This window comes from Serratia sp. NFX21 (genome assembly GCF_048517035.1).
GTDB lineage: Bacteria > Pseudomonadota > Gammaproteobacteria > Enterobacterales > Enterobacteriaceae > Serratia > Serratia quinivorans.
Map to the genome: position 1 here is coordinate 3,716,850 of NZ_CP183196.1, position 13,775 is coordinate 3,730,624.

The following is a 13,775-nucleotide window of genomic DNA, read 5'->3' on the forward strand; positions in this document are numbered from 1 at the left end:
CTCGGGTTTAAATATAAATATTAATATCGACCATGTTTAATAAAACCATTTAATTATAAAACTTAGTGAAACCACTAATTAATTAAAATTTCGCGCCGCCTGAGTGAAATAACTCTTGATATAAAAATAGTTGTGAGCTAAAAATTAACCGTCCCTTTCAAAAGTGAATATGAAAATAAATTACACATTCAAATGGAGTTGATAATGAAAACAATTGATATAGCTTTGCTAGACTCTATCGCCGGTGGCCGTGGTAATAACGGTGGCGACCGTGTAGATAATGGCGGCAGAAACAGAGGTAGAACCAGCAACACCAGTGGAAAAGCTGATAATGGTGGTTATTATAAGAAACAGAGTCAGGAGACAACAAATTGTAGTGCTGGCATTATCGGCGGCATGATTGCAGGAGCTGCTGGCGGACCGCTTGGTCTCGGATTAGGACTTATTGGTGGATCACTTGCTGGTGGGTGCTTCACCAACAAAGGTTCTAATGGTGATAATAATAGCAATGCCGGAAATAAAAGTTCTAATTGTAATGGTTCAATTGGTAGCTCATGCCGTATCTAAACTAGAAACCATAGGCGGTAGTTTATTACTACCGCCTTATACATCAGAGTCGCGTTATATATGATAAAGACAATTAGATCGTTACTTGTATTGTTAGCTATAGTTTCCAGCAGCCCTTTCCTTAGCGGCGTTGGTGTGCTTAACCCTGGTTCAGGCTTTGCCGCGCCGGCAGGCATGTCTCAATTAGTCATTATCATTGCCACTTTCTCTTTTTTCATTTCTTTATTTTTTAAAGTATTCGATTTTTTTACAAAGTCTTCAGCATGAAGATAACATACTGGACAATATCAGTTTTAATTGGGATGGTTTTATTAGCTGGTGCAGGCATCGGCGTTGATTATCTTTACTCTGCGCCAGAAAAAATCTCAAAACTCATCGTTGCCGTGTTCTTTTCACTTTCCATTATTATTTCCATATATAAAGTCATCTGTGTGGTTTTCAAAAAACATTGATAAAATCGCCCAACATATGAGAAATAGGTATCATAAAAAAAGCGTATTTATTTCATATTCAATCGCTTGGCCAATCGGTGCAAGTTACCGCTGTCCAACTCCAGCTTACGTGCCGTGGCGGCCCAGTTCATCTCGCATTCCACCAGGGTTTTCTCAATCACGCTGCGCTGGAAATGCTGCGTCAGTGTGGCAAGACTCACCCCAATAGCACTCTCCGGCAGGGCGTCATCTATGATCCTGGCCGGCAAGGCTCCAGCCTTGATAGTGAAATGCGCCGGTAACAGTTGTAGCTCGCTGCTGCTTTGCTCGGCGCGGGCTAAAATCGCCGCCCGATAGATCGAATGTTCCAGTTCGCGAATATTCCCCGGCCATGAATACTGTTCTAGCGCCGATAACGCCTGTACCGAGAGCGTTAACTGCATCAAGCCCAGTTTGATGCGGCAGCGTTCGCAAAAGTACCCCGCCAGCAGGGCAATGTCGCTGACCCGTTCACGCAATGGCGGCACGGCAAGTGGGAACACGCTCAGCCGATGGTATAAATCCAGGCGGAATGCCCCATCCACCGCAGCCTGTTTCAGGTCACGATTGGTGGCCGCCAAAATGCGCACGTTAACGCGCTTGACCCGGTCATCCCCCACCCGCTGGAGATCACCGTATTGGATCACCCTTAGCAACTTGGCCTGTAACGATAACGACAGTTCGCCAATCTCATCGAGGAACAGAGTGCCATTATCCGCCATTTCAAATTTTCCGGCGCGATGTTGAATGGCACCGGTAAATGCGCCTTTGACATGGCCGAACAGCTCACTTTCCGCCACGCTTTCCGGCAGCGCGGCGCAGTTTAGATAGACCAGCGGATTGGCCGCCCGCGCCGATCCCTGATGGATCGCCCGCACTACCAGCTCTTTCCCGACACCGGTCTCTCCGGTGATCAATACGTTGAGCTCGGAACCGGCAACAATGCTGATTTCCTGCTTGAGCTGCTGCATCACCGACGAAAGCCCGATGATTTCATCATTTTCTCTCGGGGAACTTCCCCCCGGAGAGGCCAGCGGAGACAGCGCCTGTCGCTCCAGCGCTTCCACCAATAACGCATTGTTTAGCGCCCCCGCCGCCAGCGCACTGATTAACCGCAGTTCCTCATCGCTAAAGCGATCGAATTGCATCGGATCCAAACTGTCGAAAGTCAGCGCACCGATTAAATCCTGCTCGGCAAACAGCGGCAACCCAATGCAGGCATGAACCTTCAGTTGGTCATGACCTGGGATCAGCCCATCGTAAGGATCCGGTAATTCGCTGTCCGCAGGGAAACGCACCACGCCACCGGCGCGGGCAATCGCCTCCAGGCGTGGATGAGCATCCAGCGCGAAGCGCCGCCCCAGCACGTCCTGGGCCAACCCGTCGATAGCCAATGGGCGGAACTGTTGTCCTTCAAAACGTAATAATGCGGAAGCGTCGCAACGCAGCAGGCTACGCAAGCTATTGATCAAACGTTGAAAGCGGTCGCGTTGCGTCAGGCCGCTTTGCAGTTCAATAGCGATGCTGGCGAGGGATTGTATGGAGAGGGTCATGATTGTCATTCCGACACTTACTAGTCATAAAGACAATGCTACGCCGATGTCAAAATGACATCAAATAATTATTAGTATTTATAAAACAATAAGATAATGACTGGCACGCCCATTGCTCATTACAAGTATCAAAATTGAGTCGCTGACAACAAAGGTAATGAGCATGGCAATTCAGGTAAAAAACAATATCCAATGGGTAGGACAACGTGACTGGGAAGTCCGTGACTTTCATGGGACAGAGTACAAAACCCTAAAGGGCAGCAGCTATAACAGCTATCTGATCCGTGAAGAGAAAACGGTGCTGATCGATACGGTAGACCATAAATTTAGCCGTGAGTTTGTACAAAATCTGTCGGCGGAAATTGATCTTAAAACCCTGGATTACATCATCATCAATCACGCAGAAGAAGATCACGCCGGGGCGTTGACCGAACTGATGGCGCAGATCCCGGGGACGCCTATCTACTGCACCGAGAATGGCATTGATTCGATCAACGGCCACCATCATCACCCGGAGTGGAATTTCCACGTAGTACACACCGGCGACAGCCTGGATATCGGCAACGGCAAACAGCTGATCTTCGTTGAAACGCCGATGCTGCACTGGCCGGACAGCATGATGACCTATATGACCGGCGATGCGGTGCTGTTTAGCAATGACGCCTTTGGCCAGCACTATTGCGATGAGCATCTGTTTAATGATGAAGTCGATCAGAATGAATTGTTTGAACAATGTCAGCGTTACTACGCCAATATCCTGACGCCGTTCAGCCGACTGGTGACGCCAAAAATCAACGAGATCCTCGGTTTCAACCTGCCGGTAGACATGATAGCCACCTCACACGGCGTGGTATGGCGTGATAACCCAACCCAAATCGTACAGCGCTATTTAGAGTGGGCGGCGGATTATCAGGAAGATCGCATCACCATTTTTTACGACACCATGTCCAACAACACCCGCATGATGGCGGATGCGATGGCACAAGGCATCAATGAAGTCGACCCGCGTGTGGCAGTGAAGATTTTTAACGTGGCGCGTCATGACAAGAACGAGATCCTGACTAACGTATTCCGTTCCAAAGGCGTGTTAGTGGGCTCATCGACCATGAATAACGTGATGATGCCGAAAGTCGCCGGGCTGTTGGAGGAGATAACCGGGCTGCGTTTTCGCAATAAGAAAGCTTCGGCCTTCGGCAGCTACGGCTGGAATGGCGGCGCGGTAGACCGCATTCAAACCCGATTGATGGATTGCGGCTTTGAAACCACGCTGGCGCTGAAAGCCAAATGGCGCCCTGACGGCGATACGCTGGCAGTCTGTCGTCAACATGGCCGGGATATCGCTCGCCAATGGGCATTGTCTCCTTCGGCGTTGACTGTGTCAGCCCCTGCGGTCACTGCCGTTCAGCCGGCGTCTGAACCCGAAGTATCCTGTGCCGATGCCGATCTTGGCCCGCGCATGCAATGCAGCGTCTGTCTGTGGGTCTACGATCCGGCGTTGGGCGAACCTATGCAAGATGTGGCGCCCGGAACCTGCTGGCAAGAGGTGCCGGATGATTTCCTGTGCCCGGAATGCGCCATGGGCAAAGAGGTGTTCGACCCACTCTCTTCGGAGGCAAAATGAACCCCGGTATCCTGATCGTCGGCTCCGGCTTTGCCGCCCGACAGTTGGTCAAGAATCTGCGCAGGCAAGATGGCGAAGTCCCTATTCGGCTGATAGCCGCCGACAGTTGCGATGAATATAACAAACCGGAACTGAGCCATGTATTCAGCCTAAACCAAACCGCTGACGCCCTGACCCGGCAAAGCTTCGGTGACTTCGCCGAACAGTTCCAACTGACGGTACACCCCCATACGCGTATTACGGCTATAGATACGCGGCAAAAAATGGTGCGCAGCGCAGAGCAAGTCTGGCATTACGATAAACTGGTTTTGGCGATCGGCGCTGCGGCCATAGTGCCGCCGGTGCCGGGCCATGAGTTAATGCTGACGCTCAACAGCCAACAGGAATTCCGCGACAGCCAATTGACCCTGCTCCAGGCGCAACGGGTGTTGATTTTGGGCGGGGGGCTGATCGGCTGTGAACTGGCGATGGACATGTGCCGGGCCGGTAAACAGGTCACCCTAGTAGACAAGTCCGGCAGCCTGCTATCGGGGTTAATGCCGGTTGAAGCGAGCTGCCGCCTGCAACATGCTCTGCAACAGATGGGGGTAGAATTGCTGCTCAACCAGCAACTGGGCGCACTGACACAACATGATGAGGGGATACAAGCCACGCTGAGCAACGGTCGCCAATTGTGGGTTGATGCAGCGATAGCGTCGGTCGGTTTGCGGCCAAACGTCGGGCTGGCGCGTCAGGCCGGTTTGCAGATTAATCGCGGCATCCAGGTGAATAATCGTTTACAGACCTCGCAAGTGGATGTTTACGCTCTTGGTGATTGCGCGGAGATCGAGGGGCAACTGTTACCGTTCCTCCAGCCGATTCAGTTCAGCGCCATGACCCTGGCAAAAAACCTGCTGGGTGCGGCGGAAGCGGTAAAGCTGCCCGCCATGCTGGTCAAGGTGAAAACCCCCAGCTTGCCGCTGCAGCTGGCAGGGGAAACCCGTCGGCAGGATTTGAGCTGGACAATTGTCGCTGAGCCGCAGGGAATGATCGCTAAAGGCTTTGATCAGCACCAGCAGTTACGCGCGTTTATCGTTAGCGAAGATCATATGAAACTGGCCTTCGGTTTACTGAAAGAATTAAATGCCCTGACCTAATGAGAGTATCCTGGTGACACAACGCTGAGGGTGGCATTTTGTCCGCTATCAACGTTTAGCGGCTCCTTACGCCAACAGGGGGTAATCTGTTGGCGTCCCCCTTTAGTAAAATAGGCTCTATACCACCAGAACAGAGTATCAAGAATAACCCCCGCTCAAGTTATAATATAATTAATATCGATTTAATTAACGACAACCATTTATTCCCAACATTCACAAAATAAAATATTATCAACATAATTAGAATGGCAGCCAGATAACTCTTGATACAGGACGTCAATTGGGTTAATAATTACACGCAATAGCACGACATTAAAATAACCATCAAACAGAAACCTTGCAATCCGCCCTCGCGGCAATGTAATTAATTTATATAAAAACATAATTAAATTTTTCTGATTATAATTTTTATATATACATCAACTCGCATGAAATTAAAAAAATCGGACCATTCAAGGATAGTAATATGGCCTCTTTTGCCCCTTCATTTTTCTCCCGCGGCTGTTTGTTAGCCCTGGCGACCACCGGTGGATTTTCCGCCGTCGTCAATGCAGCCTCACCCTGGCGCGTCGTTGATGGTTCAACACTGGACGTTACCCACGGCTATACCGGCACAACGGCCGGTGATTACCCTCTGTTTAGCTCCGGTGACGGCAGCCTGTTGCAAACGTCACTGACCGGGCTGAGTTTTAGTACGACCGGCAATTCGCTTTATGCGGCGAATATCCGCGCCGGGGGCAGTGCCCGCCTGGACGGAACCTTGTTAACGACAAACGGCATACAAGCACATGCCGTCAATGTTGATGGCGGGAATTTAGTGATGAACAGCGGCAATATTACCGTCGCCGGCAGTTACAGTGCCGGCGTTTTTGGCCGCAACGGGGCCCGGCTATCACTGAATAATTTGGAAATTTCAGCCAACGGCCCTCGCAGTGGCGGCGTCACCCTAACGGACGGCACATTAACAATGAGCCATTCAACTATTGTTGCCACCGATGCAAACCGTAAAGGTATTTCCCTGACCAGTTCAAATGCAGAATTCGCCCATGCCACGTTAGAAAACGTTAATATTTTTTTACGAGGAACCGGAGTCCAGGCCGCGTTGGAAGTGAGTAATGGAAGGGTCGAAGGGAATGCCGTTAATATTTCAACCAACGGGGAGAATCGGGGTGTAGAAATCTATAACAGCGACGGGGGGCGGGGTAGCGTTTTATTGAATAACAGTAATATCAGCACCCAGAAAGGGGATGGGATCTACATATTGAACGGTCAAGTCATGCTTGATAACACCACCGTCAACACGCAGGGAGGGATGGCCGTCAATCTCAATGTCGCGGCCCAGGCCTCTATTCGGGGCGGCAGTTTTACCACACAAAGCAACTATAGAGATGCACTCTGGGTAGCAACGGCAGACTCCTCAGTTGACGTCGTCGGCGCGACCTTCACGACTTACGGCGTTGGCTCGCACGCCTTCAATGCGCATTTTGGCCCGGCCACGTTGACAGACAGCAGCTTAAACACCTCCGGCACCGGCGGCTACGGGTTGTACAGCGAATCCCGGGTACAAGGTAATAATCTGCACATCACCACACTCGGGAGGCGTAGCATCGGTGTCTTTGCAGCCCGTGGCGGCATAATTAACCTTGATAACGCACGCATTGAAACTGCCGACAGCGACAGCTCCGGATTATTGGCCTATCCCGGTTCGGTCATTAACGGCAATGCGCTGTCGGTCACCACGGCAGGACAAGACAGCCACGCACTGTGGGCGCTAACCGGCACGTTGAATATCAGCAACAGCACGCTGACTACACAAGGTAATGCCGCCGGACTCTACATCCGCAATACTTCCAGCGGCGGCGTCAGTAACGTCGTATTGGATAACGTCATGTTGTCCAGCGGCCTGGGCCCGGCGATAAAAACCAACGGCGCAACGCTAAAACTGACGATAAAAAACGGTTCGCAACTCACCGCCGGCAATGGCATTTTACTGGAGAATCTGGCCGGTAGCAGCGTTAATCCAAATGACAGCCGGGTTGTGGATTTGATTGCCGACAATCGGGTGGTGCTCAACGGGGATATCCGTTCTGCCGTTGAAAACCCGGTTGATGTGGCGTTGAGTCGGGCCACATTGCTCAATGGCGCCGTCAACGGGGTCAACCGTCTGAGCCTGAGCGATTCCAGCCGGTGGACAGTGACCCATGACTCCACGCTGAGGGCGCTAAACAACGACGGCCAGGTCGTCTTTCGTCACGCTGACGGTGCCTTCCAGACCTTATCGCTGGATTCACTGTCGGGGAACGGGGCCTTTGTCATGAATACGGATTTAGCGGCGTTAACCGGTGATTTAATTACCGTCAGCGGGGAAGCTAACGGGGAACATCTGTTGATGATCAAGAACAGTGGCCGGGAACCCGACATTACGGACAGCGCTTTAATCCTGGTAACGACCGGTGGCGGCAAGAGTCACTTTGCGCTGAACAACGGTGCCGTGGACGCCGGGACCTATCAGTATGAATTGCAACAACGCGACAATGATTGGGTACTGGCGCAAAAATATGATGCCGAAGAAAAACCGGTAGTGACGCCTGTCACCCACACCGCGCTGGGTTTGTTCAATGCCACGCCGACTCTCTGGTATGGCGAACTGACCGGCCTTCGAACCCGTATGGGTGAGGTGCGACAGGGAAAACAACGGGGTGGCGCCTGGGTTCGCACACTGGGGAGCCGCTATCAGGTGAATGATCGCGCAGGCCTTGGTTACCGCCAAACACAATCAGGCATTTCCGTGGGTGTCGACAACGCACGCGACACCAATAATGGCCAATGGCTGACAGGGTTATTCAGTGGTGTGAGTCGCAATGCGCTCGATTTCAGTCAGGGCAGCACTGGCACCATCAATAGCTTCTTTATTGGCGGCTACAATACCTGGCTACTGGAATCGGGCTGGTTTGTCGATGCGCTACTCAAAGCCAATAATTTTAGTAGCCATGCTGATGTCCGAATGACTGATGGGGAAAAAACCAGGGGTGGTTACAACACGCCTGGCTTTGGTCTGTCGCTGGAAGTCGGCCGCCAATTTGTGCTGGATAGCGGTTGGTTTGTTGAACCCTCTTTGCAACTGGCTACGCTGTGGGTGAAAGGGCAATCCTATACGTTCGACAATGGCTTGCAGGCCACCAGCGGCGTCGCCAAATCCCAACAGGCAATCCTGAATGGCGTTTTAGGGCGAACGCTGCCTCTGGAGAATGGCATGACGCTGCAACCCTGGCTACGTATGGCCGCCATTCAGGAGTTCGTGAACACTAACCCCGTCAGTATTAATGGGAACGGATTCAACAACGATTTGTCCGGTACCCGGGGTGAGTACGGCATGGGGCTTTCCCTGCAGTTGACCCCTGATGCCCAGATATATACCGATGCAAGATACAGTAAAGGGGACAAAATTGAATCACCCTGGGGCGCTAACCTCGGTGTCCGTTGGTCCTGGTAAAAACGCAGGCCGCACCAGCCGGTTGAGCCTGCTGTTGGTCCCCCTTGCCGCCGCTGGCCATCGGCAATGAGAAACAGCCGATGACCATTCAGCGGTGCTCATCCAACCGCGAGCTACAGCAGCAGCGCCAGCTCCATCGCCGTGCGTTGCAGCTGTGGCAGCACCCGCTCACGCAGTTCCGCCGACGAAATTTGTGAAGCGTTGACGCCCACGTTCATCGCCGCGACTACGCCGCCCTTGCGGGAATGCATCGGCACCGCGATAGAACGCAGACCAATTTCCAACTGTTGATCGTTGATGGCATAGCCTTGCCGACGCACTTTAGCCAACTGTTCACGCAGTTGCTCGGCGCTGGTCACGGTGAATTCGGTCAGCGGTTCGAAACTGACCCGCGACAGATAATCGTCCAACTGTTCTTCATCCAGCGAACTGAGCAAGACCAGTCCCATCGAAGTCGCATAGGCCGGCAGGCGGCTGCCGCGCCCCAAATCGATTGTCATAATACGCTTCACCGAAGCGCGGGCGATATACAGGATATTGTCACCGTCCAGCGTCGCCACCGAGCAGGATTCATTCAGCAGCTTACTGAGGTAGTCCAGCGAGTTCTGCGCCGCTTTCGCCAGTTCGGAAGAAGAAAGATAGGCGTGCCCGATGGTCAGCACCCGCGGCAGCAGCCGGTAATGGCGGCCGTCAGGGCAATGCACAAATCCCAACGCACGCAGGGTGTACAGGCAACGCCGCACCGCCGCACGTGGGATACCGGTAATTTGGCTGATTTCAGAAACCGACATTTGTGAATACTGCGGCTGGAAGGCCTGCAGCACCTCCAGTCCCCTGGCCAACGACGCCATAAAATTGGGGTCACCCTTATATTGATCGTTGCTTAACTCCCCGATCTCCTGCAACCGACGCAGTTCTCCAGCACCAGACTCCGACGCATCACTCATCCTGACCTCCGACTCAATATAGTTATCCGTATCACAGAATTGATCACCAAAGGACTAATGTTTCGATAATCGCACAATACGCTGATATTCGCACTTGTCGCTGTTTTTTTCATCCCTTAAGGTAAATCCAGGCCCATAAGCGTCACGCAGAAATTACCGTTGCGCAATCAGGAGAGCAGATGATCGATAAATACGTGGCGTCCATCGATGCCGCCGTCGCCGATATTCCCGATGGCGCGACCATTATGGTCGGCGGTTTTGGCCCGGCCGGTCAGCCCTATACGCTGCTGGACGCTTTGATCCGCCATCGGCCGCGCGGGCTAACGCTGATCAGCAACAACGCCGGTAACGGGGATTTTGGCTTGGCGGCGCTGTTAAAGGCCGGTTGCGTGCGCAAGGTTGTCTGTTCATTCCCGCGCCAGTCGGACTCCTGGGTATTTGATGACTTGTACCGCCGTGGCGAACTGGAGCTGGAGCTGATCCCGCAGGGCAATCTGGCGGCGCGCATTCAGGCCGCCGGTTCCGGGCTCGGCGGTTTTTACACCCCGACCGGCTATGGCACCGAACTGGCGCAAGGTAAAGAAACGCGCGAGATCGACGGCAAACACTATGTGTTCGAGCTACCGCTGAAGGCAGATTTCGCGCTGATCAAGGCCGATAAAGCCGATCGCTGGGGTAACCTGCTGTACAACAAAACCGGGCGCAACTTTGGGCCGATTATGGCCATGGCCGCCGCCTGCACCATTGCCGAAGTCAACCGCATGGTGCCGCTGGGGGAGTTGGATCCTGAAAATATCATTACGCCGGGGATCTTCGTGCAACGCCTGGTGACTACGCCCGATCACCCTGCGCCACCGTCGGCTTAAGGAGCGCCCCTATGACCAAACTCACTCATCAACAGCTAGCCGAGCGTATTGCCCGCGATATCCCGGAAGGTGCCTACGTCAACCTGGGCATTGGGATCCCAACCCAGATAGCCAACTTCCTGCCGGCGGATAAAGAGATCTTCCTGCACAGCGAAAACGGCATTCTCGGCATGGGCCCGGCACCGGCGGCCGGCCAGGAAGATCCTGAACTGATCAACGCCGGTAAACAGCCGGTCACCCTGCTCAAAGGCGGCTGCTTTTTCCATCACGGCGACTCTTTTGCCATGATGCGCGGCGGTCATCTGGATATCTGCGTGCTCGGTGCCTATCAGGTTTCCGAACGCGGCGATCTGGCTAACTGGAGTACCGGCGCAGCGGGGGCAATCCCGGCGGTCGGCGGCGCAATGGATCTGGCGATTGGTGCCCGTCAGGTGTTTGTGATGACCGAACACCTGACCAAAAAAGGCGAATGCAAAATTGTTCACCACTGTACTTATCCCCTGACCGGCGTCGGCTGTATCGATCGCATCTACAGCGATCTGGCGGTGATGGACGTGACATCTCAGGGTCTGGTGGTACGCGAAATATTCGGCGGGCTGACCCCGCAGCAATTGCAAGCAGTCACCCCGGTCGAACTGACCTTTGCCCTTCAGCACGGAGAACCACCGCATGATCCCCGCCTACCTGTGTGATGCCGTCCGTACGCCTTTTGGTCGACTCAACGGCAGCCTGGCCAGCATTCGCGCCGACGACCTGGCCGCCCTGCCGCTCAAAGCGTTGCAGGCACGCCACCCACAACTTGACTGGGCGGCAGTGGACGACGTGCTGCTTGGCTGTGCCAATCAGGCCGGAGAGGATAACCGCAACGTGGCGCGCATGGCGTTGCTGCTGGCCGGGCTGCCGGTACAGATCCCCGGTTGTACCCTCAACCGCCTGTGCGGCTCCAGTCTGGACGCCGTGGCGATGGCGGCCCGGGCGATCAAAACCGGCGAAAGTGAACTGATGATCGCCGGCGGTGTAGAAAGCATGTCCCGTGCGCCCTTCGTGATGGGCAAGGCGGAAAGCGCCTTCAGCCGAATGATGAAACTGGAAGACACCACCATGGGCTGGCGGTTTATCAACCCACAGATGCAGGCGCTATATGGCGTGGAGTCGATGCCGCAAACCGCCGAAAACGTCGCCCTCAAATTCGGGATTAACCGCCAGGATCAGGACGCCTTTGCCCTGCGCAGCCAGCAGCGCACCGCTAGCGCGCAGGAAAGCGGCTTTTTCGCCGAGCAGTTGATTGAAGTCAGCGTTGCGCAGAAAAAAGGCGCACCGTTACTGTTCACTCAGGACGAACACCCGCGCGCCACCACGCTGGAAGCCCTGTCGAAGCTGAAACCGGTGGTTAACCCTCAGGGAACGGTGACCGCCGGTAATGCTTCCGGGCTGAACGACGGTGCCTGCGCGCTGCTGCTGGCCAGCGAAACCGGGATGACTCGCCACGGACTGCAACCCATGGCCCGTATTATCGCCAGCGCCGTTACCGGTATTGAGCCTTCAATTATGGGCTTTGCCCCGGCTCAAGCGGTACGCAAGGTATTAAAAATTGCCGGGCTGAGCCTCGACCAAATGGACGTGATTGAGCTTAATGAAGCTTTTGCGGCACAGGCATTGGCGGTGACGCGTGAACTGGGGCTGAGTGACGACGCCGCTCAGGTGAATCCCAATGGCGGTGCGATCGCCCTCGGTCATCCGCTGGGTGCTTCCGGTGGCAGGCTGGTGATGAACGCCGCCTGGCAATTGCAAAAGACGCGCGGCCGCTATGGCTTGTGCACTATGTGTATTGGCGTCGGCCAGGGCATTGCACTGATTATCGAACGGGTATGAGACGGAGAAACAGCATGGATATCGACTATCGCCTTGATGGCCACGCCGGAGCGCCGCTGTTGGTGCTGTCCAACTCGCTCGGTACCACCTTCGACATGTGGCAGGCGCAACTGCCGGTGTTGATTGAGCGCTTTCACGTCTTGCGCTATAACCAGCGCGGGCACGGTGCCACACCGTTGCCAACGTTTCCGCTGCGGCTTGAGGATCTGGGCCAGGATGTGATCGCCCTGCTCGATCATCTGGATGCACCAAGCGCCCACTTTTGCGGCATTTCGATGGGCGGCCTGACCGGGTTATGGCTCAACCGCTACCACCCGCAACGCATCAGGCGACTGGTGGTCGCCAATACTGCCGCCCGCATCGGCAGTGCCGAAGGCTGGCAGCAACGTGCCCAACAGGTGCGCCACTCCGGGCTGGCGCCGATCGCCGCCACCTCTCCCGCTCGCTGGTTCAGCGAAGCTTTTTTACAGCAGCATCCTGAACGAGTTGCCCCACTGGTCGCCGGGCTGGCGGCCGGTAATGCCGAAGGTTACGCCGCCTGCTGCGATGCACTGGCTCTGGCTGATCTCCGTGCGGAAATTGTCTCTATGACGCGGCCAATGAGAGTGATAGCCGGAGAACTGGACCCGGTGACTACGATAGCGGACGCCGAATTCCTGGTCGCCAACGCCCCCCATGCCGAACTGCAATGCCTGCCTGCTTCGCATATCTCCAATATTGCCTGTCCGGATCTCTTCAACCGCAGCGTTGTCGAGTTCCTGTCCGAGAAGATTTGACGCATTGATACTATGCCGAAACGTCAGGTTAAGTTTTAGCTATCGAATCCATACGCCAAAGCGTCTGTTCATTATGTGCTCTTTGGTTACAATCGTTAGCACTGAAATCCACCGTTTCGAGGGCTAACCAATATGTACAACTTCTCACGTTATCAGGCAAAAGAGCTGGCGCTGGCTTATATGAGCGGCAAAAAACACGATCTGTCCCCGCAGGAGTTTCTGCAGCAACTGAAAAGCAGCGAGAAATCCTTCGACTATCTGTTGAAGCACGGCAGCGAACAGCCGCGCGAAGTGTTGGTACAAAGTTTCTAAAAACCCGCTCATAACCGCTATACCTCCCGCTTCGCCGGTGGCGAGCCTTCTGGCCCGCGTATTCCCGGCTGAACAACTCAGACCCACTCAATCGACCCTCATTTTTCGTATTGAGAGGCGAATAATCTACATATTCGCATTCAGATACGAATTATTGACATA

Annotated in this window: 11 protein-coding genes; 9 read left to right on the forward strand and 2 right to left on the reverse strand. The window is 54.0% G+C overall.

What is annotated here, in order from left to right:
- The first annotated feature begins 204 nt into the window (after positions 1 to 204).
- Positions 205 to 567 carry a hypothetical protein gene (locus ACNT1W_RS17465; protein WP_071593028.1) on the forward strand — a complete coding sequence of 121 codons (363 nt, stop codon included), beginning with the start codon at positions 205 to 207 and terminating at the stop codon, positions 565 to 567.
- A 499-nt stretch (positions 568 to 1,066) separates the two neighbouring features.
- Here ACNT1W_RS17465 and norR read toward each other — a convergent pair whose 3' ends face one another.
- Positions 1,067 to 2,590, reverse strand: a complete 1,524-nt coding sequence (gene norR, locus ACNT1W_RS17470) for a nitric oxide reductase transcriptional regulator NorR (RefSeq protein WP_041418605.1) — start codon at positions 2,588 to 2,590, stop codon at positions 1,067 to 1,069.
- A 163-nt stretch (positions 2,591 to 2,753) separates the two neighbouring features.
- On the opposite strand from norR, the gene norV reads away from it, so the two are divergent.
- From norV to ACNT1W_RS17485, 3 genes are all read left to right on the forward strand, one after another.
- The gene (gene norV / locus ACNT1W_RS17475) at positions 2,754 to 4,211 is read left to right on the forward strand and encodes an anaerobic nitric oxide reductase flavorubredoxin (protein ID WP_419245920.1); all 1,458 of its coding nucleotides are present in this window, start codon (positions 2,754 to 2,756) and stop codon (positions 4,209 to 4,211) included.
- Entirely contained in the window at positions 4,208 to 5,347 is a 1,140-nt protein-coding gene (gene norW, locus ACNT1W_RS17480; protein ID WP_419245921.1) for an NADH:flavorubredoxin reductase NorW, read from the forward strand. Before norV ends, norW begins: the two co-directional genes overlap by 4 nt.
- Before the next feature lie 466 nt (positions 5,348 to 5,813).
- Positions 5,814 to 8,840, forward strand: a complete 3,027-nt coding sequence (locus tag ACNT1W_RS17485; protein WP_419245922.1) for an autotransporter outer membrane beta-barrel domain-containing protein — start codon at positions 5,814 to 5,816, stop codon at positions 8,838 to 8,840.
- Between the two features lie 113 nt (positions 8,841 to 8,953).
- Here ACNT1W_RS17485 and ACNT1W_RS17490 read toward each other — a convergent pair whose 3' ends face one another.
- On the reverse strand, positions 8,954 to 9,787 hold the full coding sequence (locus ACNT1W_RS17490) for an IclR family transcriptional regulator domain-containing protein (RefSeq protein ID WP_012145758.1): 834 nt from the start codon (positions 9,785 to 9,787) through the stop codon (positions 8,954 to 8,956).
- Between the two features lie 179 nt (positions 9,788 to 9,966).
- Here ACNT1W_RS17490 and ACNT1W_RS17495 point away from each other — a divergent pair, with 179 nt between their 5' ends.
- The 5 genes from ACNT1W_RS17495 to ACNT1W_RS17515 all read left to right on the forward strand — a co-directional run bounded on the left by ACNT1W_RS17495 (position 9,967) and on the right by ACNT1W_RS17515 (position 13,613).
- Positions 9,967 to 10,653: a 3-oxoacid CoA-transferase subunit A gene (locus ACNT1W_RS17495; protein WP_115184371.1), complete on the forward strand. Its 687-nt coding sequence runs from the start codon at positions 9,967 to 9,969 to the stop codon at positions 10,651 to 10,653.
- Between the two features lie 11 nt (positions 10,654 to 10,664).
- Positions 10,665 to 11,345: a 3-oxoacid CoA-transferase subunit B gene (locus ACNT1W_RS17500; protein WP_261098016.1), complete on the forward strand. Its 681-nt coding sequence runs from the start codon at positions 10,665 to 10,667 to the stop codon at positions 11,343 to 11,345.
- A complete protein-coding gene (pcaF, locus tag ACNT1W_RS17505) occupies positions 11,323 to 12,525 on the forward strand; it encodes a 3-oxoadipyl-CoA thiolase (RefSeq protein ID WP_419245923.1) in 1,203 nt (400 codons plus the stop codon). The genes ACNT1W_RS17500 and pcaF overlap by 23 nt, the downstream gene beginning before the upstream one ends.
- A gap of 14 nt (positions 12,526 to 12,539) precedes the next feature.
- Positions 12,540 to 13,301 (forward strand): 3-oxoadipate enol-lactonase, encoded by a 762-nt coding sequence (gene pcaD, locus ACNT1W_RS17510; RefSeq protein WP_419245924.1) that lies wholly within the window; start codon positions 12,540 to 12,542, stop codon positions 13,299 to 13,301.
- Between the two features lie 132 nt (positions 13,302 to 13,433).
- Positions 13,434 to 13,613, forward strand: a complete 180-nt coding sequence (locus ACNT1W_RS17515; RefSeq protein ID WP_012145763.1) for a hypothetical protein — start codon at positions 13,434 to 13,436, stop codon at positions 13,611 to 13,613.
- Positions 13,614 to 13,775 lie beyond the last annotated feature (162 nt).

What these genes read in the sequence shown, in the direction of transcription:
- norW (WP_419245921.1), top strand. Translation starts at nt 4,208, where the DNA reads ATGAACCCCGGTATCCTGATCGTCGGCTCCGGCTTTGCCGCCCGACAG.
- ACNT1W_RS17465 (WP_071593028.1), top strand. Translation starts at nt 205, where the DNA reads ATGAAAACAATTGATATAGCTTTGCTAGACTCTATCGCCGGTGGCCGT.
- pcaD (WP_419245924.1), top strand. Translation starts at nt 12,540, where the DNA reads ATGGATATCGACTATCGCCTTGATGGCCACGCCGGAGCGCCGCTGTTG.
- pcaF (WP_419245923.1), top strand. Translation starts at nt 11,323, where the DNA reads ATGATCCCCGCCTACCTGTGTGATGCCGTCCGTACGCCTTTTGGTCGA.
- ACNT1W_RS17490 (WP_012145758.1), bottom strand. Translation starts at nt 9,787, where the DNA reads ATGAGTGATGCGTCGGAGTCTGGTGCTGGAGAACTGCGTCGGTTGCAG.
- ACNT1W_RS17485 (WP_419245922.1), top strand. Translation starts at nt 5,814, where the DNA reads ATGGCCTCTTTTGCCCCTTCATTTTTCTCCCGCGGCTGTTTGTTAGCC.
- norR (WP_041418605.1), bottom strand. Translation starts at nt 2,590, where the DNA reads ATGACCCTCTCCATACAATCCCTCGCCAGCATCGCTATTGAACTGCAA.
- ACNT1W_RS17495 (WP_115184371.1), top strand. Translation starts at nt 9,967, where the DNA reads ATGATCGATAAATACGTGGCGTCCATCGATGCCGCCGTCGCCGATATT.
- ACNT1W_RS17500 (WP_261098016.1), top strand. Translation starts at nt 10,665, where the DNA reads ATGACCAAACTCACTCATCAACAGCTAGCCGAGCGTATTGCCCGCGAT.
- ACNT1W_RS17515 (WP_012145763.1), top strand. Translation starts at nt 13,434, where the DNA reads ATGTACAACTTCTCACGTTATCAGGCAAAAGAGCTGGCGCTGGCTTAT.
- norV (WP_419245920.1), top strand. Translation starts at nt 2,754, where the DNA reads ATGGCAATTCAGGTAAAAAACAATATCCAATGGGTAGGACAACGTGAC.